Here is a 24,898-nt window from a genome sequence, read left to right as displayed (position 1 = left end):
AAAAGCCATCTATTTGATGGCTTTTTTGTTTTAATAATTTTAAATTATTTTGATTGCTGTGCTTTTAGTAAATCACGGATTTCAGCGAGCAGCTTTTCTTCTGCTGTTGGCGCTGCTGGTGTCGCTGGCTCTTCTGCTTTTTCACGGCGCATTTTGTTCATCAGTTTAACTGCAGAGAAAATAGCGAGGGCCACGATGACGAAGTCAAAAATACTCTGAATAAATGTACCGTAATTCATTACAATAGCGGGTATCGTTCCTTCGGCTGCCCGTAATACGAAATGGAATTGTTTGAAATCGACTCCACCTAGCAATAAGCCTAATGGCGGCATAATGATATCGGCAACAAGTGAGGAAACAATTCTGCCAAATGCAGCACCAATAATTACCCCGACAGCCAAGTCGACAACATTGCCACGCATGGCAAATTCACGGAATTCCTTCATAAAACTCATATCCAACACCCCCTTTAAAATGAACTACTTAATCTTAGCTAAATAAAACTGGATACAGCCATAATTATAGGAAAGTTTTCTCTTCTCAATAAGAATACTTTTAATTTAACTGTCATTGATTACAAGAAGAATGGGCTTGGTTGGAACAACCGCTCCACATCAGGAACAAATTTCTTATGAGTAATAAACATCACAACATGATCTCCCTGTTTAATGACTGAATTCCCATTAGCAATAATCACCTCGTCACCGCGAACAATGGCCCCAATAGTCGTGCCCGGTGGTAGTTTTATATCTTCTACCATTCGACCTACAACTTTTGATGTACTTTCATCGCCGTGGGCAATGGCTTCTATTGCTTCAGCAACACCGCGTCTTAATGATGAAACACTCACAATATCAGCTTTACGGACGTGGCCTAATAGCGCAGAAATAGTTGCCTGCTGTGGTGATATAACAATATCAATAACACTTCCCTGGACCAAATCGACATAGGCGCTGCGCTGGATTAATACCATTGCCTTTTTAGCGCCCATACGTTTTGCCAGCATTGCTGACATAATATTCGCTTCGTCATCATTGGTAATTGCAATAAAGACATCAACTTGTTCAATATGCTCTTCTGCTAGCAATTCCTGATCTGATGCATCACCATAAAATACGATGGTATCGTGCAGCATTTCTGCCAAGTCAGCAGCACGTTGCTGATCACGTTCAATTAATTTTACGCTGTAATCTTTTTCCAACCGCAGCGCTAAGCCCGCTCCCACATTTCCGCCGCCCACTATCATGATGCGCTTATACGGTTTTTCCAAACGCTGTAACTCACTCATGACGGCGCGAATATGCTGAGAGGCGGCAACAAAGAACACTTCATCGCCCGCTTCAATGATGGTTGAACCTTGTGGGCGAATAGGACGATCTTGACGAAATATAGCCGCGACTCTGGTATCAATATGCGGCATATGTTCACGTAAAGAGGACAATGCATTGCCAACTAATGGCCCACCATAATAGGCTTTAACTGCGGCAATACTGACTTTCCCTTCAGCAAAATTAACTACCTGCAAAGCACCCGGATACTCGATGAGTTTATAGATGTAATCTATAACTAATTGTTCGGGTGAGATTAAATGGTCAATAGGTACAGCTTCCGGCAGAAACAGCTTATCGGCTTCACGGATATATTCAGCTGAACGGATGCGCGCGATACGATTTGGCGTATTAAAGAGCGAGTAAGCTATTTGGCAGGCAACCATATTGGTTTCATCGGAGTTAGTCACTGCAACCAGCATATCCGCATCTTCCGCTCCAGCTTCTCGCAAAACTCGAGGGTGCGAACCATGCCCTTGCACGACTCGCAGATCAAATTTATCTTGTAGCTGGCGTAGTCGCCCTGAGTCGATATCAACGACAGTGATATCATTGTTCTCACCCACCAGGTTTTCTGCCAGGGTACCGCCAACTTGCCCCGCCCCAAGAATAATTATTTTCATCGCGTTCTCTGTTTCACACTGAAATTAGGTTTGAGGCAGCAAAAGCCACGACTATCTTTTGATCAACTTCGCATAATAAAAACCATCACCATCCTCAGGATGTGGCAGGTTTTGTCTACCGGGTACTGAAGTTGTACCTGTTTCGATCAATTCTGCTTCACTGTGCCGCTGTAGAAAAGTGGCGATCTGCTGCTGATTCTCTTCGGGCAATATGGAGCAAGTAGCGTAAACCATTACGCCACCTTTTTTCAGTTTAGGCCAGATAGCTTCTATTATCTCAGATTGCAGTTGAGCCAGCTCGGCAATATCACTGTCTCGGCGTAACCATTTAATATCTGGATGCCGGCGAATGACTCCTGTTGCGGAGCAAGGAGCATCTAACAGTATCCGGTCAAATTGTTGATCACCACACCATTCATCAGGTGTGCGCCCATCGCCGACCCGTACTACCGCATGTAATTTCAGGCGTTGTAAATTTTCTTTAACCCGGCTGAGTCGTTGCTCATCGATATCTACCGCCAATACATGGGCCTTTGGAGCGGCTTCCAGTATATGAGTCGTCTTGCCACCCGGAGCGGCACATAGGTCGAGGATCTGCTCACCATTTTGTGGATCAAGCAGATCAACGCAACCTTGTGCTGATGCATCTTGTACGGTTACCCAGCCGAGTTCGAAACCGGGTAGATCACTAACGGCACAAGGCGTGATAAGACGAACAGCATCAGGATAAAAATCATGAGGTAAAGCATCAATATTAGCTTGTTTTAATAGCTCAAGATATTCACTGCGAGAATGGTGTAGCCGGCTAACACGCAGCCACATTGGTGGCTTTTGGTTATTTGCATCCAGAATCTGCTGCCATTGATCAGGATAAGCTTGTTTAATTCGCGCCAATAACCAGCTTGGATGTAGATAGTGGCTATCGTTATTGGCGGCCCGTTCCAGTAATTCCACTTGCTGGCGTTGGAATTGGCGCAGCACCCCGTTAATTAGCCCTTTTAATTGCGGGCGCTTCAGTGCGGTAGCACCTTCAACAGTCTCTGCCAGCGCAGCATGAGGAGGAATACGCGTGTATATCAGCTGATAAAGTCCAACCATAATCAGATAATGAAAAACACGCTGTTTACCGGTCATCGGGCGTGCCATTAACTGCTGAATACACCACTCAAGTTGCGGCAGGACACGCAAAGTGCCAAAACACAACTCCTGCAGCAATGCGCGATCTTTATCAGAAATACTTTTTTGTAGCCCAGGCAAAACGGTACTGAGCGATTGCCCCTGATCCAATACCTGGCTAATTGCTTTAGCAGCGATGCTGCGGAGATTATATGTGTTTTTCATAACCAAAAAAGCCGACAAACGTCAGCAAATAAAGGGAAAGTGGCCCGATGATGAAGTATCGGGCAATGAAATATATAGCGGTAGCTGCTGGACTATTACGCTAGCTGGCTGCCGGGTGTAAACCATTCGCGTCGTGAATTTAACAAATCGGTGGCTGACATGGCTTTCTTACCGGCTGGTTGCAGTTGGGTGATATTCAAAACGCCCTCTGCAGTTGCAACCTGGATGCCATGCTTATCAGCATGAAGGATTGTCCCTGGCGCTGCATTATCAACCGCGGCGAGCACGTGTGCTTGCCAAACTTTGATGGGTTGCTCATCAACCACGAAATAGCTGACTGGCCAAGGATTGAAGGCGCGAATACAACGCTCTAACTGGGCTGCAGAAAGTGACCAATCTAATTTGGCCTCCTCTTTGCTCAGTTTTTCCGCATAGGTAACTTGTGTTTCATCTTGTACTTCGGGCTGCGCACTGCCTTCAGCCAATTGTTGCAATGTTACCAATAAGCCCTGTGGGCCGAGTTGCGCCAATTTATCATACAGTGTCGCACTGGTATCTTCTGGCTGAATCTCGCATTCAATTTTATGCAACATATCGCCAGTATCTAGCCCAACATCCATTTGCATGATAGTCACACCGGTTTTTGCATCGCCAGCCCAGAGAGAACGTTGGATTGGTGCAGCACCGCGCCAGCGTGGCAATAGAGAACCATGGACATTAATGCAACCTAATCGCGGCATTGCCAAAACTGATGCCGGAAGAATCAAGCCATAGGCGACCACCACCATAATATCCGCATTAAGATTAGCGACTAAATGTTGGTTTTCTTCCGGTCGTAATGATTTTGGCTGAAAAACAGGAATATTGTGCTGTTCGGCTAATACCTTAACTGGGCTTGGTGTGAGCTTATTACCACGGCCAGCGGGGCGGTCAGGTTGAGTGAAAACACCCACAATCTGATGTTGAGAAGACAACAACGCGCCTAAATGGCGCGCTGCAAAGTCAGGAGTTCCGGCAAAAATTATCCGCAAAGAGTCAGACACATTGGTTTCCTGCATTAAAAGGGGTTAGTCGGCACGAGCATTCAGCTTGGCCATTTTCTCCAGCTTTTGGCGGATACGCTGACGTTTCAGTGGCGATAAATAGTCCACAAACAGTTTACCAACCAAATGGTCCATTTCGTGCTGGATACAAATTGCTAATAAGTCATCAGCTTCTAGCTCGAACGGTTTGCCGTCACGATCTAGTGCTCTGATTTTGACTTTTTCAGCGCGAGGAACCAATGCACGTTGCTCAGGGATTGATAAGCAACCTTCTTCAATGCCGGTTTCACCGCTTTTTTCCAGTAGTTCAGGGTTAATCAACACCAAACGTTGGTCACGATTTTCCGAGACATCAATGACGATAATTTGCAGGTGAACATCCACTTGTGTAGCAGCAAGGCCAATACCTTCCTCTGCGTACATCGTTTCGAACATGTCGTCCACGATTCGCTGGATTTCACTATTGACTTCTTTTACTGGCGCTGCAATTTTGCGCAGCCGCTCGTCTGGGTAATGTAATACTTGTAATACTGACATAAATATCTAGATCTGCGTCCGAGTAGTGAATGATATTCAATCTCTATTCTAGACATTTCCGGCCTTGATTGACAGCATCGTCTACCAATTGAACAAATCGGTGTCAGCTTAGGAAGCAAGCCAGGGAGGTAATATGTTAGCGGCAGAATTATGGCTCAGGATGAGCCAAGTCAAAGGACTCGGGGCGGTAAAAAGCAGTGCATTGGTCAAAAGGTTACTCGCCAGCGGTGATGTGCACCTCGGCAGGTTAGCTGCCTATGGGTTAGATTTGCAACAATGTCAGCAATTTACTCAAGTTAAGCCTCTCTATATTGATGCCGCGCTAACTTGGCTGAACAACCCTTCTCATCACTTGCTTGTTTATGGCGAACCGGGCTACCCGCCGCGTTTAACGCATATTTCCTGTCCACCCTTGCTCATCTTTGCCTCTGGTGAGCTTGATGTGCTTTACCGCTCACAAGTGGCCATGGTCGGGAGCCGCCATTTTAGCCATTATGGCGAACAGTGGGGACGCCATTTTGCTTCAGAACTGGCTTCAGCCGGGTTGGTCATCACCAGTGGCCTTGCTATGGGGATTGACGGGATATGCCATAAAGCGGCTTTGAATGCTAAAGGAAAAACCATTGCGGTATTAGGTAGTGGCTTGGAGAATATCTACCCACGTCGCCACAGCCAGTTAGCTCGCGAAATTGAGCATCAAGGTGGTGTTCTGGTCTCCGAATTTCTGACGACCGCATTACCTATTGCCGCCCATTTCCCCAGAAGAAACCGTATTATCAGCGGGTTAAGTTCTGCTGTATTGGTTGTTGAAGCTACGCTGAAAAGTGGCTCTTTAATTACTGCGCGCTATGCTATGGAGCAAGGGCGGGATGTTTTTGCACTGCCTGGTCCTCTGGGCAGTGCAACCAGCGAAGGTGTTCACTGGCTAATTCAGCAAGGGGCTTACCTGGCGAAGTCTGCTCGTGAGGTCGCTGAACAGGTTGGCGGTTCACTGCAATGGATATCATTACCCGAGAAAGTAACTATTTCTGCATCAGAGGAGCAAGTTGAATTGCCATTTGCTGATGTGTTGGCTAACGTAGGAGATGAGGTGACACCCGTTGATGTCGTCGCCGAACGTGCCGGCCAACCTGTGCCAGATATCGTCAGCAAATTGCTTGAGCTGGAGTTAGCAGGGTGGATCGCAGCTGTACCCGGCGGCTATGTCCGATTAAGGAGGGCAGGCCATGTTCGACGTTTTAATTTACTTATTTGAAACTTATATGCATAACGAGTCGGAAATGCTTGTTGATCAAGACAAGATTACTGACGATCTTGCTGACGCAGGTTTCTATCGTGAGGATATCAACAACGCCCTGAACTGGTTAGAGGCTCTTGCAGATCTACAAGAAGGGCAGAAAGCGCCTTATCTGTATGCTGCTGACCCGCAAGCATTACGGATTTATACGGCGGAAGAAGCCCAACGCCTGGATACCACTTGTCGCGGCTTCATCTTATTTCTTGAGCAAATTCAGGTGTTACATCTTGATACCCGTGAGATGGTCATCGACCGTATTATGGCGTTGGACTCGAATGAGATTGACCTGGAGGATCTCAAATGGGTGGTGCTGATGGTGTTGTTTAACATACCGGGTTACGAAAGTGCTTATCAGCAGATGGAAGAGCTACTTTTTGAAGTCAATGAAGGTTATTTGCACTAAGTGGTAATATCACTGGCTAATGACTTTATATAGAAGGCGTTATGACGAAAACAGTTATTGCCAAGGATAATGGGTCGTGTCCGGAGTGTGGATCGGCGTTAGTCATTCGCAGCGGTGGTCATGGCCCATTCCTTGGTTGTTCACATTATCCAGACTGCCAGTATATGCGCCCACTGAAAGCGCAATCTGATGGTCATATCGTGAAAGTTCTGGAAGGGCAACACTGCCCTGAATGCAGTTCAGAGATGGTGTTACGGCAAGGGCGCTTTGGTATGTTTATTGGTTGTAGCCAATATCCACAATGTGATCATACTGAAGTTATTGATAAGCCAGCTGAAACATCGATTGATTGCCCACAATGTGGTCAAGGTAAGTTACTACAGCGCAAGTCACGGTTTGGAAAGATTTTCCATGCCTGCAATCGCTATCCCGATTGCCAATTTACAATTAATCAGCAACCCATTGCTGGAGAGTGCGCGCATTGCCACTATCTCTTGTTAATGGAAAAGAGAACTGCGCAAGGTGTAAAACGTTTTTGCGCTAGCAAGTTATGTGGGAAGGCAGTGGTAAGTGAGTAATAACAGCGTGAATAAACAAAAGAATAGTAGTGATCTGTCAGATGTATTGCGGGCATTGCAACAAGAAGAGGTTATTGCCTATCCAACAGAAGCCGTTTTTGGCTTAGGTTGTGACCCTGATAGTGAAAAAGCTGTAAATGCTTTATTAGCTTTAAAACAGCGGCCATGGCAAAAAGGCTTAATCCTAATTGCAGCTAATTATGAACAGCTAAAACCTTATGTGAATGATGCGGCACTGAGTGATGCTCAGCGAGAGGCTATTTTTTCTGTTTGGCCTGGGCCAGTAACGTGGGTAATTCCGGCACGTCCGGAGACACCGCGCTGGTTAACGGGCAGTTTTGATTCACTGGCGGTCAGAGTGAGTGACCACCCACTTGTACAGCAACTTTGTGCGCAATATGGCAAACCTGTGGTTTCAACCAGCGCCAACTTAAGTGGACAAGAACCTTGCCGAACAACTGATGAGATCAGAATACAATTTGGCTCTTCGCTACCAGTACTTACTGGCCAGGTAGGGGGGCGTTTGAATCCATCTGAAATCAGAGATGCCTTAACCGGTAAGCAATTTCGTCAAGGATAGGAAATAACATGGATCAGAAGTTTGCAGTGTTTGGTAACCCTATTGGGCACAGTAAGTCTCCGAGGATCCATGCGCTTTTTGCCGAGCAAACCGGGATTGAACATCACTACGGTAAAGTTTTGGCACCTAATGAATCCTTTGAAGAGACTTTAACGTCTTTTTTTGCTGATGGGGCACGGGGCGCGAACATAACTACGCCGTTTAAAGAACGAGCTCATGCGAAGTGTGATGAACTAACTGAGCGTGCGTCACTGGCAGGCGCTGTCAATACGATTAAGCAATTAGAAGATGGGCGCTTATTGGGTGACAATACCGATGGTATTGGTTTACTCAGTGATCTTGAACGACAGCATTTGATCCAAACAACTGATCGTATTTTATTGGTGGGGGCTGGTGGAGCGGCTCGAGGGGTTATCCTCCCTTTACTTTCATATGGTTGTAAAGTCGTTATTACGAATAGGACTTATGCTCGGGCGCAACAACTCGCTGAAGTATTCCATCATTTAGGTGATATTGATGCTATCGAGATGCAGGCTCTGAGTGGGCAGCAGTTTGATTTAGTTATAAATGCTACAGCTTCGGGTATTCATGGCGACGTGCCGCACATACCTGCGGATATTATTGGTCCGCAAACTCGTTGTTATGATATGTACTATCAAACTGATATCACGCCATTTTTAGCCTGGAGCACACAGTTGGGTGTGACGAATTATGCCGATGGGCTGGGAATGCTGGTGGGGCAAGCGGCGCATGCTTTTCAGTTATGGCATGGTGTGATGCCGGCAATAGCTCCTGTATTAAATCAGTTACGTAATGAGTTAGGTAAATAGAAAGGTATAGATAATGCAGGGAAAGTATGGCTTATTCCCTGCATCAGAAATGACTCGCTATTTCATTTCAGCCAGAGAGTCATCTTTCCAGCGCACATAGTTACTCGCGGAATAAAGCAGGCCTTCTAATTCAGCAGGTGTTAAAGGGCGGGCTTGTCTGGCTGGGCTGCCCATATAGAGGTAACCACTCGCCAATCGTTTTCCAGGGGAAACTAGGCTACCCGCTCCAATCATCACATCATCTTCAATAACAGCACCATCTAACACGATGGAGCCCATTCCCACTAATACCCGATTACCGATGGTGCAGCCGTGAAGCATAGCTTTATGTCCGACAGTCACATCTTCACCAATAATCAGTGGATTTCCCTCGGGGTTATGTTCTGAGTGATGGGTAACATGCAAAACACTTCCGTCTTGGATATTAGAGCGAGCACCAATACTAACCTGATTAACATCACCACGGATGGCAACTAACGGCCAGACACTGACATCATCACCCAAAATGACATTACCAATGATCACACTCGATCTATCAATCATAACGCGTTTACCAAGCGTCGGTGAATAATGAAGATAAGGGCGGATAGGGTCGGACATAGCAATAGCCTCTCAATAAGATCACTCTTTACCGGCCATACTAGCCTTTGCTGATGGAATTACAACCAATCGACCATTGGGATCATAGGGAAAATGCCGTGGATCGACCAAGATCTACACGTAAGGAGCGAAAAGTATTCAAACAGTAGAAAAAGGCGAGAAAAGAGTTGTGCAAAAAATTCGACTCCCTATAATGCGCATCCATCGAGACGGCACACAACGAACCAAGTAGTTGAGTGACCGGCAGAGAGAACAGAGAAAATCAACGAAATTAGTAGTTGACTCTGAATGAGAAAAGCGTAATATGCGCACCTCGCGTTACCAACCACCGGTTGATAACGAACGCTCTTTAACAATTTATCAGACAATCTGTGTGGGCACTCGCAAGACGATATCGAAGCCTGTTTCGACAGGCAAAGAAATATCAAAGTCTTGAAGAGTGACCAAAGCAGTACACATTTGAACTTCGGTTCGAATGCATATTTGCAGAAAGTAATCTTTGAGCATCGCTATGTTAACTCATAGCAAATCAAACAAATCTTAAATTGAAGAGTTTGATCATGGCTCAGATTGAACGCTGGCGGCAGGCCTAACACATGCAAGTCGAGCGGCAGCGGGAAGTAGTTTACTACTTTGCCGGCGAGCGGCGGACGGGTGAGTAATGTCTGGGAAACTGCCTGATGGAGGGGGATAACTACTGGAAACGGTAGCTAATACCGCATGACCTCGCAAGAGCAAAGTGGGGGACCTTAGGGCCTCACGCCATCGGATGTGCCCAGATGGGATTAGCTAGTAGGTGGGGTAACGGCTCACCTAGGCGACGATCCCTAGCTGGTCTGAGAGGATGACCAGCCACACTGGAACTGAGACACGGTCCAGACTCCTACGGGAGGCAGCAGTGGGGAATATTGCACAATGGGCGCAAGCCTGATGCAGCCATGCCGCGTGTGTGAAGAAGGCCTTCGGGTTGTAAAGCACTTTCAGCGAGGAGGAAGGCATTGTGGTTAATAACCGCAGTGATTGACGTTACTCGCAGAAGAAGCACCGGCTAACTCCGTGCCAGCAGCCGCGGTAATACGGAGGGTGCAAGCGTTAATCGGAATTACTGGGCGTAAAGCGCACGCAGGCGGTTTGTTAAGTCAGATGTGAAATCCCCGCGCTTAACGTGGGAACTGCATTTGAAACTGGCAAGCTAGAGTCTTGTAGAGGGGGGTAGAATTCCAGGTGTAGCGGTGAAATGCGTAGAGATCTGGAGGAATACCGGTGGCGAAGGCGGCCCCCTGGACAAAGACTGACGCTCAGGTGCGAAAGCGTGGGGAGCAAACAGGATTAGATACCCTGGTAGTCCACGCTGTAAACGATGTCGACTTGGAGGTTGTGCCCTTGAGGCGTGGCTTCCGGAGCTAACGCGTTAAGTCGACCGCCTGGGGAGTACGGCCGCAAGGTTAAAACTCAAATGAATTGACGGGGGCCCGCACAAGCGGTGGAGCATGTGGTTTAATTCGATGCAACGCGAAGAACCTTACCTACTCTTGACATCCACAGAACTTAGCAGAGATGCTTCGGTGCCTTCGGGAACTGTGAGACAGGTGCTGCATGGCTGTCGTCAGCTCGTGTTGTGAAATGTTGGGTTAAGTCCCGCAACGAGCGCAACCCTTATCCTTTGTTGCCAGCACGTAATGGTGGGAACTCAAAGGAGACTGCCGGTGATAAACCGGAGGAAGGTGGGGATGACGTCAAGTCATCATGGCCCTTACGAGTAGGGCTACACACGTGCTACAATGGCAGATACAAAGTGAAGCGAACTCGCGAGAGCAAGCGGACCACATAAAGTCTGTCGTAGTCCGGATTGGAGTCTGCAACTCGACTCCATGAAGTCGGAATCGCTAGTAATCGTAGATCAGAATGCTACGGTGAATACGTTCCCGGGCCTTGTACACACCGCCCGTCACACCATGGGAGTGGGTTGCAAAAAGAAGTAGGTAGCTTAACCTTCGGGAGGGCGCTTACCACTTTGTGATTCATGACTGGGGTGAAGTCGTAACAAGGTAACCGTAGGGGAACCTGCGGTTGGATCACCTCCTTACCTAACGATACGCATTGCGCAGTGTCCACACAGATTGTCTGATGAATGTAAACGAGCAAGAGCACCTGTTGATGTTGTGAGTTTCGACTCATGCTGATGCAAAAACGATTAAGTTGAATGATTTAATCGGATTTTTGTGTCCCCATCGTCTAGAGGCCTAGGACACTGCCCTTTCACGGCTGTAACAGGGGTTCGAATCCCCTTGGGGACGCCACTCCGATAATGTGTGAAAGACATTATCACCGGTTCTTTATGAACTGAAAATATCTTAAAGATGACTTTAACGAGTCGTGTTTAAGATATTGCTCTTTAACAATCTGGAACAAGCTGAAAATTGAAACAATACAGCTGAAACTTATCTCTCCGTAGAAGTACTGAGATAAGGATTAACCTGTATTAGAGTCTCTCAAATGATCGCAATACGACGATGTCTGTAAAGACACCTTCGGGTTGTGAGGTTAAGCGACTAAGCGTACACGGTGGATGCCTAGGCAGTCAGAGGCGATGAAGGGCGTGCTAATCTGCGAAAAGCGTCGGTAAGGTGATATGAACCGTTACAACCGACGATACCCGAATGGGGAAACCCAGTGCAATTCGTTGCACTATTGCATGGTGAATACATAGCCATGCAAGGCGAACCGGGGGAACTGAAACATCTAAGTACCCCGAGGAAAAGAAATCAACCGAGATTCCCCCAGTAGCGGCGAGCGAACGGGGAGGAGCCCAGAGTCTGAATCAGTTTGTGTGTTAGTGGAAGCGTCTGGAAAGTCGCAGGGTACAGGGTGATACTCCCGTACACAAAAACACACTTGCTGTGAACTCGATGAGTAGGGCGGGACACGTGACATCCTGTCTGAATATGGGGGGGACCATCCTCCAAGGCTAAATACTCCTGACTGACCGATAGTGAACCAGTACCGTGAGGGAAAGGCGAAAAGAACCCCGGCGAGGGGAGTGAAATAGAACCTGAAACCGTGTACGTACAAGCAGTGGGAGCACCTTCGTGGTGTGACTGCGTACCTTTTGTATAATGGGTCAGCGACTTATATTTTGTAGCAAGGTTAACCGAATAGGGGAGCCGTAGGGAAACCGAGTCTTAACTGGGCGTCTAGTTGCAAGGTATAGACCCGAAACCCGGTGATCTAGCCATGGGCAGGTTGAAGGTTGGGTAACACTAACTGGAGGACCGAACCGACTAATGTTGAAAAATTAGCGGATGACTTGTGGCTGGGGGTGAAAGGCCAATCAAACCGGGAGATAGCTGGTTCTCCCCGAAAGCTATTTAGGTAGCGCCTCGTGAACTCATCTTCGGGGGTAGAGCACTGTTTCGGCTAGGGGGTCATCCCGACTTACCAAACCGATGCAAACTCCGAATACCGAAGAATGTTATCACGGGAGACACACGGCGGGTGCTAACGTCCGTCGTGAAGAGGGAAACAACCCAGACCGCCAGCTAAGGTCCCAAAGTCATGGTTAAGTGGGAAACGATGTGGGAAGGCATAGACAGCCAGGATGTTGGCTTAGAAGCAGCCATCATTTAAAGAAAGCGTAATAGCTCACTGGTCGAGTCGGCCTGCGCGGAAGATGTAACGGGGCTAAACCATGCACCGAAGCTGCGGCAGCGACACTTAGGTGTTGTTGGGTAGGGGAGCGTTCTGTAAGCCGTTGAAGGTGACCTGTGAGGGTTGCTGGAGGTATCAGAAGTGCGAATGCTGACATAAGTAACGATAATGCGGGTGAAAAGCCCGCACGCCGGAAGACCAAGGGTTCCTGTCCAACGTTAATCGGGGCAGGGTGAGTCGACCCCTAAGGCGAGGCTGAAAAGCGTAGTCGATGGGAAACAGGTTAATATTCCTGTACTTGGTGTTACTGCGAAGGGGGGACGGAGAAGGCTAGGCTAGCCGGGCGACGGTTGTCCCGGTTTAAGCATGTAGGCGGAGCGACTTGGTAAATCCGGTTGCTTATCAACGCTGAGGTGTGATGACGAGTCACTACGGTGATGAAGTAGTTGATGCCAAGCTTCCAGGAAAAGCCTCTAAGCATCAGGTAACATTAAATCGTACCCCAAACCGACACAGGTGGTCAGGTAGAGAATACTCAGGCGCTTGAGAGAACTCGGGTGAAGGAACTAGGCAAAATGGTGCCGTAACTTCGGGAGAAGGCACGCTGGCATTAGGTAAAGAGACTTGCTCTCGGCGCCGAAGCCAGTCGCAGATACCAGCTGGCTGCAACTGTTTAATAAAAACACAGCACTGTGCAAACACGAAAGTGGACGTATACGGTGTGACGCCTGCCCGGTGCTGGAAGGTTAATTGATGGGGTCAGCCGCAAGGCGAAGCTCTTGATCGAAGCCCCAGTAAACGGCGGCCGTAACTATAACGGTCCTAAGGTAGCGAAATTCCTTGTCGGGTAAGTTCCGACCTGCACGAATGGCGTAATGATGGCCAGGCTGTCTCCACCCGAGACTCAGTGAAATTGAACTCGCTGTGAAGATGCAGTGTACCCGCGGCAAGACGGAAAGACCCCGTGAACCTTTACTATAGCTTGACACTGAACATTGAGCCTTGATGTGTAGGATAGGTGGGAGGCATCGAAGCGTGGACGCCAGTCTGCGTGGAGCCAACCTTGAAATACCACCCTTTAATGTTTGATGTTCTAACTCGGCCCCGTGATCCGGGGTGAGGACAGTGTCTGGTGGGTAGTTTGACTGGGGCGGTCTCCTCCCAAAGAGTAACGGAGGAGCACGAAGGTTAGCTAATCACGGTCGGACATCGTGAGGTTAGTGCAAAGGCATAAGCTAGCTTGACTGCGAGAGTGACGGCTCGAGCAGGTACGAAAGTAGGTCTTAGTGATCCGGTGGTTCTGAATGGAAGGGCCATCGCTCAACGGATAAAAGGTACTCCGGGGATAACAGGCTGATACCGCCCAAGAGTTCATATCGACGGCGGTGTTTGGCACCTCGATGTCGGCTCATCACATCCTGGGGCTGAAGTAGGTCCCAAGGGTATGGCTGTTCGCCATTTAAAGTGGTACGCGAGCTGGGTTTAGAACGTCGTGAGACAGTTCGGTCCCTATCTGCCGTGGGCGTTGGAAGATTGAGAGGGGCTGCTCCTAGTACGAGAGGACCGGAGTGGACGAATCACTGGTGTTCGGGTTGTCATGCCAATGGCATTGCCCGGTAGCTAAATTCGGAAGAGATAACCGCTGAAAGCATCTAAGCGGGAAACTTGCCTCGAGATGAGTCTTCCCTGGGGCTTTAAGCCCCCTGAAGGAACGTTAAAGACTATGACGTTGATAGGCTGGGTGTGTAAGTGCAGCGATGCATTGAGCTAACCAGTACTAATGATCCGTGAGGCTTAACCTTACAACACCGAAGGTGTTTTAGTGATTTGAGAGAGATTTTCAGCGACGTTCCGAGATTGGGCTGGCTGGCTGTGTGTAGGATTGCATAGCGGGTTAGTTTAGACAGAATTTGCCTGGCGGCCATAGCGCGGTGGACCCACCTGATCCCATGCCGAACTCAGAAGTGAAACGCCGTAGCGCCGATGGTAGTGTGGGGTCTCCCCATGCGAGAGTAGGACACTGCCAGGCATCAAATCAAGCCGAGACCCCATGCCAAAAGCGTGGGGTTTTTGCTATGTGCGCGATATAGAAAAGCCTTCTGCTGTGCAGAGGGCTTTTTTTATGTATTCACCTAAAACAAAATACAATATGAGTATTATGATCGGTTAGACTAGCACCAGAGCTAGTTAGAATGAGTATCCAATGTAATGTCGAATCAACGTTCCCCGCTAAAACACCTCAATACTTTTGCGCTATCCGCCTACGCGAGCAATGTAATAAGTGCCAATACAGTGCAAGACTTGATTGATGCATGGCGTGAATCAGTCTCTAAGCATCAACCTGTACTTTTGCTTGGTGAAGGCAGTAATGTGCTGTTTATTGAAAACTATGCCGGGACAGTATTACTTAATCGTATTAAAGGTATTACGTTTACTGAAGATGATACTGCTTGGCACCTGCATGTTGGCGCAGGGGAGAATTGGCACCAATTAGTCTGTTATTCGTTGCAAAACAACATGCCGGGTTTGGAGAACTTAGCTTTAATCCCTGGTTGTGTTGGCTCTGCACCAATTCAAAATATTGGGGCATATGGCGTTGAGCTGCAAAAGGTGTGCGAATACGTTGATTTACTTGATATGGAGAAAGGGACTGTTCTGCGCCTTTCGGCCCAAGATTGCCAATTTGGCTATCGTGACAGCATATTTAAACATCATTATGGTCATGGGTTTGCCATTGTAGCGGTAGGGATCCGATTAATAAAATCTTGGGTGCCAACACTAGGTTATGGCGATTTAACGCGTATGAATCCATTGACTGTGACAGCAGATGATATTTTCAAATCAGTTTGCTCAATGCGTAGGAGTAAACTGCCTGACCCCGCAGTGACAGGCAATGCCGGTAGCTTCTTCAAGAATCCCGTTGTGGATGCCACTGTGGCTGCTGACATTGTGAAGCGCTACCCCAGTGCACCTCATTACCCACAACCCGACGGGACAGTAAAGCTGGCCGCTGGTTGGCTTATTGATCAATGCGCGCTTAAAGGGCATCAGATTGGAGGGGCTGCGGTGCATCAGCAACAAGCTTTGGTTCTGATTAACCTCGCCGAAGCTACTGGACAGGATGTGTTGGGTCTTGCCGGTTATATCCGCCAGCAGGTTGCAAACAAATTTTCTATCTGGTTGGAACCAGAGGTGCGCTTTATTGCAAGCCATGGGGAAGTTAATGCTGTGGAGTGTTTGTCGTGAAAGATATTAAAGTTCCCTTGCGATTAATTGGCATACTGGCCGATGGTGCTTTTCACTCAGGTGAGCAACTGGGTGAAATGCTGGGTATGAGTCGCGCTGCAATCAATAAGCATATGCAAACTATCAGGGAATGGGGATTAGATGTCTTCACGGTCCCTGGTAAGGGATATAGCTTACCGGCATCTATCCAATTACTTGATGAAAAAACAATTTTAAGTTATTTACCCGCGGGCCAAGTCGCCGTATTACCTGTAGTTGATTCAACGAACCAATATCTTCTGGATCGTATCACTGAGCTTAAATCTGGTGATGCTTGTGTCGCCGAATATCAGCAAGCTGGTCGTGGCAGACGTGGTCGCCAGTGGATATCGCCTTTTGGTGCTAACCTTTATTTATCAATGTTTTGGCGATTAGAGCAAGGCCCCGCCGCAGCAATGGGGTTAAGTTTAGTTGTAGGTATCGTCATGGCGGAAGTGCTACACAAACTGGGCGCAGGGCAAGTTCGTGTTAAGTGGCCGAATGATTTGTATTTAAATGATAAGAAGCTGGCTGGCATATTAGTTGAACTGACGGGTAAAACCGGGGATGCGGCACAGTTAGTTATTGGTGCGGGTATAAACCTGAGTATGCGTGAATCTACGACTAATGTTATTAACCAAGATTGGATTAACTTACAGGAAGCTGGGGTTATTATCGATCGCAATAAACTGACAGCTGAAATATTATCAGAATTACGGCTGGCAGTGGTTAAATTTGAAAATGAGGGGCTGGCGGCCTTTATTTCCCGCTGGAGAGAGATGGATAATTACCTTGATCGCCCTGTGAAGTTGATTATTGGAAACCAAGAAATATTTGGGATTGCTCGAGGTATAGATCAGCAAGGTGCATTATTGTTGGAGCAGGACGGTAATGTGAAATCTTATATTGGTGGTGAGATTTCCCTTCGCGGAGCTTAATTAATAAGTTAAACGGGTAGTTATCACTACCCGCTATTTATTATTTTCTTAAGCGCACACTTTCAACTGCATGATTGGCGCTTTTAGTCATTATCAAGCTTGCCCGCTCACGTGTTGGTAGTATATTTTGTTTTAAATTCAATCCATTAATCTCTTTCCATAATTGCGTTGCAATCTTGACTGCTTCTGTTTCTGGCAGTTTCGCATAATTATGGAAGTAAGAGTCAGGATTAGAAAATGCCCCCTGGCGGAACTTCAAGAACCTGTTGATATACCAACTTTGGAGCAGATCTTCTGGGGCATCAACATATATAGAGAAATCTACAAAGTCAGAGACAAATACATGATGAGGATCATGAGGATAATCCATCCCACTTTGTAAAACATTTAATCCCTCTAATATAAGGATGTCCGGCTGTTTGATAATTTTATTACCATCAGGGACAATGTCATATATTAAATGGGAATAAACTGGCGCGGTAACATGGCCAGCTCCTGATTTTACCTCAGAAACAAATTTCACCAAGTTGTGCATATCATAGGATTGTGGAAATCCTTTTTTCTTCATCAATCCGCGCTCATTAAGCACTTTATTTGGATAAAGAAAACCATCAGTGGTAATCAATTCAACACTGCGGTGCTCAGGCCAACTGCTCAGCAATGCTTGTAGTAAACGGGCGGTGGTACTTTTACCCACAGCAACACTGCCTGCGATACCAATAACATAAGGAATGCGCTGGCCATCAGTTCCAAGGAATTGTTCCAGAACAGCCTGTCGACGCAAGTTAGAACTAATATAGAAATTAAGGAGGCGCGAAAGTGGTAGATATATCTGTGCCACTTCATCTAATGAAAGGTCTTCGTTAATCCCTTTAAGTTTAACGATTTCCTCTTCTGTTAGTGTCAATGGTACTGAGTCGCGCAAAGCCGCCCACTGAGTACGATCGAACTGTAGATAAGGCGTCGCTAAAGATTGATCTCTTTTTATCATAAGCCAAATTCTGCCTGTTAACGCAGGTTGGGAAAGGCGCTGGACGCCAACTCCAGATAAGAAACAAGCTGCATATTATAGGCAGCTTGCTTTTTGGCGTAGACATTTTTGTATTTAGTGAGTGATTTCTTTGATGTGTGTTGCTATTCCAATCAATTAGTCAGGTCATGGCCTTATGTTTGATTGCATTTGGCATTACTAACTCGCTATAGCCGTATGTGTTTGATTCACTGCGAATAATCGTTTGAAATAAATAGCAGTTGGATGATAGCAACCATCAGGCGTGCAGGCATAATCAGGAATTTCCCCCATACATCTGTATCCTTGCGCACGGTAAAAAGATTCTGCTGGGGAACCTGCTTCGGTATCGAGATAGAGTAATCCGCGGCGAAGTTGAACCGCGGTATTCTCCAGCGCAATAATCAATTTATGTCCAATCCCGGCACGTCGGCTACGACTATGAACTAATAACTTTTGTACTTCAGCTCGATTTAAACCATTCGGCTTTTGGCACAGATCTAATTGGATAGTGCCCACAATCCCGATGTCATCACGTGCTATCCACAATAGTAACGAACCCTTAGTGATGGCCGGTCGAAGGCTGTGGTAGTAGTTTTCGGCCTCATCTTGTGAAAGAGCATGTGAGCTGTAACCTATTGAAGCCCCGTGAGATACGGCATCTATCAGCAAATGTGCCAGTTCAGTCCGATATATAGGCAATGTCGCTGCATTAAGTAAGACTATTTTCATGATAAAACTCCTTTCCGACTACCGGTCTGCGCATATATTTACTTTTAAGCAATAAATTTAAGCAATAAACAAGCCAAATATGTAACCGTGTGATTATCAGAATTGGAGCACTATTTTTTGTGTCGATGCACTCTAATGGGGCGTTTTCTTCATTTTGGTGCTGTGGAGGATAAAATTATCCGGCAATAAGATATGAGACGGCTTGGTAGGATGGGTTAGAATAACCAAAATTCTGAGTGTGAATTAAGCTGACCTTGGTCAATAATACATCTGGCGCTTAAAAAACGGCTGTTTTATGAGCGAAAGGGCAAGTTATGCGATTTTTTTGTTGCATCATAAGCCCACTCTACCTAGAATGCGCTGCACTTGATGCCGGCATAGCTCAGTTGGTAGAGCAACTGACTTGTAATCAGTAGGTCCCGAGTTCGACTCTTGGTGCCGGCACCATTCAAGTATTAAAAATTAGGTGGGGTTCCCGAGCGGCCAAAGGGAGCAGACTGTAAATCTGCCGTCATCGACTTCGAAGGTTCGAATCCTTCCCCCACCACCATATTTAACCTTGAGTCTCAGGGTGATTCAGAAGACCGAACTCCCAACATACACTCAAGGCGAGAGTAGCGCTCTCGATGAAGAGTGAAGTGGCCAAGCCCTTCCTTTCAAGTTTCTGCAGATTAAGTCAGGTAGCCGAGTTCTAAGATGCGGGCATCGTATAATGGCTATTACCTCAGCCTTCCAAGCTGATGATGTGGGTTCGATTCCCACTGCCCGCTCCAAGATGTGCTGATATGGCTCAGTTGGTAGAGCGCACCCTTGGTAAGGGTGAGGTCGGCAGTTCGAATCTGCCTATCAGCACCACGTCTCATTCTCTCGTCCCCCTGATTTTCTTCCTGTGTTATGGATTCAGCAAGCATGCGCTTGGTTGATGTGGTGAAACCACCGATTCCGTGTCTTAGAGGGATAATCGATGTCTAAAGAAAAGTTTGAACGTACAAAACCGCACGTTAATGTGGGTACTATCGGCCACGTTGACCATGGTAAAACTACCCTAACTGCTGCAATCACCACCGTTCTGGCTAAAACCTACGGCGGGAGTGCTCGTGCATTCGACCAGATTGACAACGCTCCGGAAGAGAAGGCGCGTGGTATCACCATCAACACATCTCATGTTGAATATGACACCCCGGCACGTCACTATGCGCACGTTGACTGCCCAGGGCACGCCGACTACGTAAAAAACATGATAACCGGTGCTGCTCAGATGGATGGCGCTATTCTGGTTGTTGCTGCAACTGATGGCCCAATGCCACAGACTCGTGAACACATCCTTTTAGGTCGTCAGGTTGGTGTTCCTTACATCATCGTGTTCATGAACAAATGTGACATGGTTGATGATGAAGAGCTGCTGGAACTGGTAGAAATGGAAGTGCGTGATCTTCTGTCTACCTACGACTTCCCTGGCGATGATACACCGGTTGTTCGTGGCTCAGCGCTGAAAGCATTGGAAGGCGAACCTGAGTGGGAAGCCAAAATTCTCGAACTGGCTGGTTACCTGGATTCTTATATCCCTGAACCAGTGCGTGCTATCGATAAGCCGTTCTTGCTGCCAATCGAAGACGTTTTCTCTATCTCAGGCCGTGGTACTGTTGTCACGGGGCGTGTAGAGCGCGGTATCGTTAAAGTCGGCGAAGAAGTCGAAATTGTTGGCCTGAAAGATACTGTTAAATCTACTTGTACTGGCGTTGAAATGTTCCGCAAACTGCTGGACGAAGGCCGTGCTGGTGAGAACGTGGGTGTTCTGCTGCGTGGTATCAAACGTGAAGAGATCGAACGTGGTCAAGTTCTTGCAAAACCAGGCTCTATCAAACCACACACCAAATTTGAATCAGAAGTTTATATTCTGAGCAAAGATGAAGGCGGCCGTCATACTCCGTTCTTCAAAGGCTACCGTCCTCAGTTCTACTTCCGTACAACTGACGTAACCGGTACTATTGAATTGCCAGAAGGCGTTGAAATGGTGATGCCAGGTGATAACATTCAAATGATTGTTAACCTGATTGCTCCTATTGCAATGGATGACGGCCTGCGCTTCGCAATTCGTGAAGGCGGTCGTACTGTAGGTGCTGGCGTTGTTGCTAAAGTCATTGAATAAGATTTGACGCGACATGCGATAAAAGGGCATCATTTGATGCCCTTTTTCTACGTTGTCATACTAGAACCTATCTCATCAGTGGTTTTTTCATCATAATTACTGGTGAGATGGGCTCTGGAAGTACGGCGAATAGTGCTGAGTGGTGCCGATTAGAGAGTTTCTAGAGCATCCTTCGGCTTGGTTTGCTTTGCGGTGCGAAGCAAAGTTGTTTGTTCTGAATCATAGTGACAGGTTGGTTTATGAGTGCGAATACCGAGGCTCCAGGGAGCGGACGCGGCCTGGAAACGGCTAAATGGCTAATCGTTGCTGTACTGTTAGTTGCAGCTATAGTTGGCAATTATTATTACCGTGATTTCAGCCTGCCGCTGCGCGCGTTGGCAGTTGTAGTAATTATCGCTGTTGCCGGTGCTGTTGCATTGATGACGGCAAAAGGCAAAGCCACTGTAGCGTTTGCTCGTGAAGCACGCACGGAAGTGCGTAAAGTGATTTGGCCTACCCGTCAGGAAACTCTGCACACAACGTTAATCGTTGCGGCAGTAACTGCTGTAATGTCACTGATTCTATGGGGGCTGGATGGTATTCTGGTCCGCCTGGTATCATTTATTACTGGCCTGAGGTTCTAAGATGTCTGAAGCACCAAAAAAACGTTGGTACGTCGTTCAGGCGTTTTCCGGTTTTGAAGGCCGCGTAGCTCAATCGCTGCGCGAGCATATCAAGTTACATGACATGGAAGAGCTGTTTGGCGAAGTCATGGTTCCAACGGAAGAAGTCGTCGAAATTCGTGGCGGTCAACGTCGTAAGAGTGAGCGTAAATTCTTCCCAGGCTATGTACTGGTTCAGATGGTGATGAACGATGCCAGCTGGCACTTAGTGCGTAGCGTGCCACGTGTAATGGGCTTTATCGGTGGTACATCCGATCGTCCGGCACCAATCAGTGATAAAGAAGTTGATGCGATTATGAATCGTCTTCAACAAGTGGGTGATAAACCACGTCCTAAAACACTGTTTGAGCCAGGCGAGTTGGTTCGTGTTAGCGATGGTCCGTTTGCAGACTTCAACGGTGTTGTTGAAGAAGTGGACTACGAAAAGAGCCGCTTGAAAGTGTCTGTTTCCATCTTTGGCCGTGCAACTCCGGTCGAACTGGACTTCAGTCAGGTAGAAAAAGGCTGATTCATTTTTCGCCATCGGTTGAAATTTGAGTCTTGTCTTAGGCGCGAAATTACAATATAATTTCGCGCCTTTTGTTTTTATATGTCTTGCTTTTTGTCATCCGTGGCAACTTATTTCATAGCAAATAATAGCGAGACAAAACACGGGGAGCCTCGAACGCGAGGCGATACTACCCAAATCGAGGAAATCGTAAATGGCTAAGAAAGTACAAGCCTATGTCAAGCTGCAAGTTGCAGCTGGTATGGCGAACCCAAGTCCACCAGTTGGCCCAGCATTGGGTCAGCAGGGTGTTAACATCATGGAATTCTGTAAAGCGTTCAATGCTAAGACTGAAAGCATTGAAAAAGGCCTGCCGATCCCTGTTGTTATTACTGTTTATTCTGACCGCTCATTCACTTTCGTTACTAAAACCCCGCCAGCAGCAGTTCTGCTGAAAAAAGCGGCAGGTATTAAGTCTGGTTCTGGCAAGCCGAACAAAGACAAAGTAGGGACTGTGACCAGTGCTCAGGTTCGTGAAATCGCAGAAACCAAAGCTGCGGATATGACTGGTGCTTCAATTGACGACATGATGCGTTCAATTGAAGGTACTGCTCGTTCCATGGGCCTGGTAGTGGAGGGTTAATAAATGGCTAAGCTGACCAAGCGCATGCGCGTGATCCGTGACAAAGTTGATGTTACTAAGCAATACGATATCAACGAAGCTGTTGCCCTGCTGAAAGAGCTGGCTACTGCTAAATTCGTAGAAAGTGTTGATGTTGCCGTTAACCTCGGTATCGACGCACGTAAATCTGACCAGAACGTTCGTGGTGCAACTGTGTTGCCACACGGTACTGGCCGTTCAGTACGCGTTGCTGTTTTCGCTCAGGGTGCAAACGCTGAAGCTGCGAAAGAAGCTGGCGCTGAATTGGTAGGTATGGAAGATCTGGCTGACCAAATCAAGAAAGGCGAAATGAACTTCGACGTTGTTATTGCTTCCCCGGATGCAATGCGCGTTGTTGGTCAATTGGGCCAAATCTTGGGTCCACGTGGCCTGATGCCTAACCCTAAAGTGGGTACTGTTACTCCTAACGTTGCTGAAGCAGTTAAGAATGCTAAAGCAGGTCAGGTTCGTTATCGCAACGATAAAAACGGTATTATCCACACAACAATTGGTAAAGTTGATTTCGATTCAGAGAAATTGAGAGAAAACTTAGAATCACTGATTGTTGCGCTGAAGCGTGCTAAACCAGCTACAGCGAAAGGCGTTTATATCAAGAAAATCAGCCTGTCCACTACCATGGGCGCCGGCGTTGCTATTGATCAAAGCGGCCTGACAGCAGTAGTGAACTAATCACTATTTGCTTTTATCGCTTTACGTGGGCGTAAGGTTTGTCTAGAATCTTACGCCCATGCTTCTGTTGATGGTGTTTTTTTTCTCAGCAGAAAACAGAATTTTTCGGTTGGAGCTTGGCCTTATCCAAGCCTCCGTCCAAGACCGCAGGTGTGTTGTAAAACACTTAATTTCCTGCGTAGACGGTGACAGAACCTGAAGACATTTTTTTAAAAAATACTCTTTGCTGGATTCTGCTCACCGTGTTTCAACGCCCGTTCATTGCAATTGAGTAATGTATTGGGTGACGTGAGTTCCGGGGAATTAATCCCCGGTTAATCCAGGAGCAAGAACTAATGGCACTAAATCTTCAAGGCAAACAAGCGATTGTTGCTGAAGTTAAAGAAGTAGCCAAAGGTGCGCTGTCTGCGGTTGTTGCGGATTCTCGTGGCGTTACCGTTGATAAAATGACTGAACTGCGTAAAGCAGGTCGTGAAGCTGGCGTTCACATGCAAGTTGTTCGTAACACCTTGCTGCGTCGCATTGTTGAAGGCACTCCGTTCGAATGCCTGAAAGACACGTTTGTTGGTCCAACCTTGATTGCATTCTCTTCTGAACACCCGGGCGCAGCTGCTCGTCTGTTCAAAGCATTTGCTAAAGATAATGCAAAATTCGAGGTTAAAGCAGCAGCCTTTGAAGGCGAGTTAATCCCTGCGGCTCAGATCGACCGCCTGGCAACTCTGCCAACCTACGAAGAAGCAATCGCACGTCTGATGGGAACCATGAAAGAAGCCGCTGCTGGCAAATTGGTTCGTACATTGGCTGCGCTGCGTGACCAGAAAGAAGCTGAAGCGGCGTAATTCGCCCTCACCTTTTAAGTCATTGCTTTTTAACGTATAAACTATTTCTGTATTTTAGGAACACTTGTTATGTCAACTATCACTAAAGACCAAATTCTGGAAGGCGTTGCAGCTCTGTCTGTAATGGAAATCGTTGAACTGATCTCTGCTATGGAAGAGAAATTCGGCGTTTCAGCTGCTGCTGTTGCTGCAGGTCCTGCTGCTGCTGCTGAAGCTGTAGAAGAACAAACTGAATTCAACGTTGTTCTGGCTTCATTCGGCGACAACAAAGTTGCAGTAATCAAAGCTGTTCGCGGCGCAACTGGCCTGGGCTTGAAAGAAGCTAAAGACCTGGTTGAATCCGCACCTGCAGTTCTGAAAGAAGGCGTGAACAAAGACGAAGCTGAGTCTCTGAAAAAATCTCTGGAAGAAGCTGGTGCTTCTGTTGAGATCAAGTAAGTTAAGCTTTGAGTTCGCAGCCTAACTTATAGGCTGATGGCTGGTGACTTTTTAGTCATCAGCCTTTTTGCGCTGTAGGGCGTTAGTCGCATTTCACACTGTTTAGCGGCTAACTAACCCCTAATATTCCTTTCTATTGACGACTTAATATACTGCGTTCTCAGCTACGACCCACTCGGGTAGCTCGGTAGTCAAAGTAACGCGATGAAATGGTTTAAGAG

At 47.2% G+C, this 24,898-nt stretch carries 22 protein-coding genes, 5 tRNA genes and 3 rRNA genes; 22 read left to right on the top strand and 8 right to left on the bottom strand.

The genetic code is table 11. From position 1 onward, the window contains the following. Positions 1–44: 44 nt before the first annotated feature. The 5 genes from mscL to def form a co-directional block, all read right to left on the bottom strand. Positions 45–455 (bottom strand): large-conductance mechanosensitive channel protein MscL, encoded by a 411-nt coding sequence (mscL, locus tag F0T03_RS19920; RefSeq protein WP_145555464.1) that lies wholly within the window; start codon positions 453–455, stop codon positions 45–47. A 119-nt stretch (positions 456–574) separates the two neighbouring features. Further along, positions 575–1,951, bottom strand: a complete 1,377-nt coding sequence (trkA, locus tag F0T03_RS19915) for a Trk system potassium transporter TrkA (protein ID WP_145555465.1) — start codon at positions 1,949–1,951, stop codon at positions 575–577. 51 nt (positions 1,952–2,002) lie between these two features. Beyond that, complete coding sequence (rsmB, locus tag F0T03_RS19910; RefSeq protein ID WP_159680247.1) at positions 2,003–3,292, bottom strand: 16S rRNA (cytosine(967)-C(5))-methyltransferase RsmB; 1,290 nt, start codon at positions 3,290–3,292, stop codon at positions 2,003–2,005. Positions 3,293–3,387: 95 nt separating this feature from the next. Then, the gene (gene fmt / locus F0T03_RS19905) at positions 3,388–4,335 is read right to left on the bottom strand and encodes a methionyl-tRNA formyltransferase (protein ID WP_159680244.1); all 948 of its coding nucleotides are present in this window, start codon (positions 4,333–4,335) and stop codon (positions 3,388–3,390) included. A gap of 24 nt (positions 4,336–4,359) precedes the next feature. Further along, complete coding sequence (gene def, locus F0T03_RS19900; protein ID WP_145555468.1) at positions 4,360–4,872, bottom strand: peptide deformylase; 513 nt, start codon at positions 4,870–4,872, stop codon at positions 4,360–4,362. A 133-nt stretch (positions 4,873–5,005) separates the two neighbouring features. On the opposite strand from def, the gene dprA reads away from it, so the two are divergent. The 5 genes from dprA to aroE are packed head-to-tail and all read left to right on the top strand — an operon-like array spanning position 5,006 to position 8,560. Then, complete coding sequence (gene dprA / locus F0T03_RS19895; RefSeq protein ID WP_159680241.1) at positions 5,006–6,127, top strand: DNA-protecting protein DprA; 1,122 nt, start codon at positions 5,006–5,008, stop codon at positions 6,125–6,127. Then, positions 6,099–6,572, top strand: a complete 474-nt coding sequence (locus tag F0T03_RS19890) for a DUF494 family protein (RefSeq protein WP_032906609.1) — start codon at positions 6,099–6,101, stop codon at positions 6,570–6,572. The genes dprA and F0T03_RS19890 overlap by 29 nt, the downstream gene beginning before the upstream one ends. 41 nt (positions 6,573–6,613) lie before the next feature. Then, positions 6,614–7,150 (top strand): DNA topoisomerase family protein, encoded by a 537-nt coding sequence (locus F0T03_RS19885; protein WP_159680239.1) that lies wholly within the window; start codon positions 6,614–6,616, stop codon positions 7,148–7,150. Positions 7,151–7,157: 7 nt separating this feature from the next. Beyond that, a complete protein-coding gene (gene tsaC / locus F0T03_RS19880; RefSeq protein WP_159681023.1) occupies positions 7,158–7,730 on the top strand; it encodes an L-threonylcarbamoyladenylate synthase type 1 TsaC in 573 nt (190 codons plus the stop codon). Positions 7,731–7,738: 8 nt separating this feature from the next. Beyond that, the gene (aroE, locus tag F0T03_RS19875; RefSeq protein WP_145555471.1) at positions 7,739–8,560 is read left to right on the top strand and encodes a shikimate dehydrogenase; all 822 of its coding nucleotides are present in this window, start codon (positions 7,739–7,741) and stop codon (positions 8,558–8,560) included. Between the two features lie 57 nt (positions 8,561–8,617). On the opposite strand, the gene F0T03_RS19870 is transcribed toward aroE, so the two are convergent. Beyond that, positions 8,618–9,160: a gamma carbonic anhydrase family protein gene (locus F0T03_RS19870; RefSeq protein ID WP_145555472.1), complete on the bottom strand. Its 543-nt coding sequence runs from the start codon at positions 9,158–9,160 to the stop codon at positions 8,618–8,620. A gap of 542 nt (positions 9,161–9,702) precedes the next feature. On the opposite strand from F0T03_RS19870, the gene F0T03_RS19860 reads away from it, so the two are divergent. From F0T03_RS19860 to birA, 6 genes are all read left to right on the top strand, one after another. Continuing rightward, positions 9,703–11,246, top strand: a 16S ribosomal RNA gene (locus F0T03_RS19860). Positions 11,247–11,384: 138 nt separating this feature from the next. Continuing rightward, a tRNA-Glu gene (locus F0T03_RS19855) sits at positions 11,385–11,460 on the top strand. Between the two features lie 242 nt (positions 11,461–11,702). After that, positions 11,703–14,610 (top strand): 23S ribosomal RNA (locus F0T03_RS19850). A gap of 111 nt (positions 14,611–14,721) precedes the next feature. After that, positions 14,722–14,837: ribosomal RNA gene (gene rrf / locus F0T03_RS19845) — 5S ribosomal RNA — on the top strand. Together the 16S, 23S and 5S rRNA genes with 1 tRNA gene alongside form the textbook arrangement of a ribosomal RNA operon. Before the next feature lie 179 nt (positions 14,838–15,016). After that, positions 15,017–16,054, top strand: coding sequence for a UDP-N-acetylmuramate dehydrogenase (gene murB / locus F0T03_RS19840; protein ID WP_145553653.1), 1,038 nt, complete (start codon positions 15,017–15,019; stop codon positions 16,052–16,054). Then, a complete protein-coding gene (gene birA / locus F0T03_RS19835) occupies positions 16,051–17,010 on the top strand; it encodes a bifunctional biotin--[acetyl-CoA-carboxylase] ligase/biotin operon repressor BirA (RefSeq protein WP_159680234.1) in 960 nt (319 codons plus the stop codon). The genes murB and birA overlap by 4 nt, the downstream gene beginning before the upstream one ends. Before the next feature lie 40 nt (positions 17,011–17,050). Here birA and coaA read toward each other — a convergent pair whose 3' ends face one another. Together coaA and F0T03_RS19825 are read right to left on the bottom strand one after the other, a co-directional pair. Next, positions 17,051–18,001 (bottom strand): type I pantothenate kinase, encoded by a 951-nt coding sequence (gene coaA, locus F0T03_RS19830; protein ID WP_145553657.1) that lies wholly within the window; start codon positions 17,999–18,001, stop codon positions 17,051–17,053. Positions 18,002–18,199: 198 nt separating this feature from the next. Next, positions 18,200–18,751 (bottom strand): GNAT family N-acetyltransferase, encoded by a 552-nt coding sequence (locus F0T03_RS19825; protein ID WP_159680232.1) that lies wholly within the window; start codon positions 18,749–18,751, stop codon positions 18,200–18,202. Between the two features lie 371 nt (positions 18,752–19,122). Between F0T03_RS19825 and F0T03_RS19820 the strand changes: the two genes are divergently transcribed. The 11 genes from F0T03_RS19820 (at position 19,123) to rplL (ending at position 24,677) form a co-directional block, all read left to right on the top strand. Further along, positions 19,123–19,198, top strand: a tRNA-Thr gene (locus tag F0T03_RS19820). 18 nt (positions 19,199–19,216) lie between these two features. Further along, positions 19,217–19,301, top strand: a tRNA-Tyr gene (locus F0T03_RS19815). A gap of 148 nt (positions 19,302–19,449) precedes the next feature. After that, a tRNA-Gly gene (locus tag F0T03_RS19810) sits at positions 19,450–19,524 on the top strand. A 6-nt stretch (positions 19,525–19,530) separates the two neighbouring features. Continuing rightward, a tRNA-Thr gene (locus tag F0T03_RS19805) sits at positions 19,531–19,606 on the top strand. A 109-nt stretch (positions 19,607–19,715) separates the two neighbouring features. After that, entirely contained in the window at positions 19,716–20,900 is a 1,185-nt protein-coding gene (gene tuf / locus F0T03_RS19800; protein WP_145553661.1) for an elongation factor Tu, read from the top strand. A gap of 239 nt (positions 20,901–21,139) precedes the next feature. Continuing rightward, on the top strand, positions 21,140–21,523 hold the full coding sequence (gene secE, locus F0T03_RS19795; protein WP_004704671.1) for a preprotein translocase subunit SecE: 384 nt from the start codon (positions 21,140–21,142) through the stop codon (positions 21,521–21,523). Between the two features lies 1 nt (position 21,524). Next, a complete protein-coding gene (nusG, locus tag F0T03_RS19790) occupies positions 21,525–22,070 on the top strand; it encodes a transcription termination/antitermination protein NusG (RefSeq protein WP_002210671.1) in 546 nt (181 codons plus the stop codon). Positions 22,071–22,263: 193 nt separating this feature from the next. After that, positions 22,264–22,692: a 50S ribosomal protein L11 gene (gene rplK, locus F0T03_RS19785; protein ID WP_004393384.1), complete on the top strand. Its 429-nt coding sequence runs from the start codon at positions 22,264–22,266 to the stop codon at positions 22,690–22,692. A 3-nt stretch (positions 22,693–22,695) separates the two neighbouring features. Beyond that, positions 22,696–23,400 (top strand): 50S ribosomal protein L1, encoded by a 705-nt coding sequence (gene rplA, locus F0T03_RS19780; protein WP_004876758.1) that lies wholly within the window; start codon positions 22,696–22,698, stop codon positions 23,398–23,400. A 335-nt stretch (positions 23,401–23,735) separates the two neighbouring features. Then, positions 23,736–24,239, top strand: a complete 504-nt coding sequence (gene rplJ, locus F0T03_RS19775; RefSeq protein ID WP_004393386.1) for a 50S ribosomal protein L10 — start codon at positions 23,736–23,738, stop codon at positions 24,237–24,239. 69 nt (positions 24,240–24,308) lie between these two features. Continuing rightward, positions 24,309–24,677 (top strand): 50S ribosomal protein L7/L12, encoded by a 369-nt coding sequence (gene rplL, locus F0T03_RS19770; protein ID WP_004876762.1) that lies wholly within the window; start codon positions 24,309–24,311, stop codon positions 24,675–24,677. The last annotated feature ends 221 nt before the right edge of the window (positions 24,678–24,898 follow it).

The organism is Yersinia canariae (genome assembly GCF_009831415.1).
GTDB lineage: Bacteria > Pseudomonadota > Gammaproteobacteria > Enterobacterales > Enterobacteriaceae > Yersinia > Yersinia canariae.
Note: the sequence above shows the minus strand (reverse complement) of the source record. Positions and strands in the feature narration are given on the sequence as shown.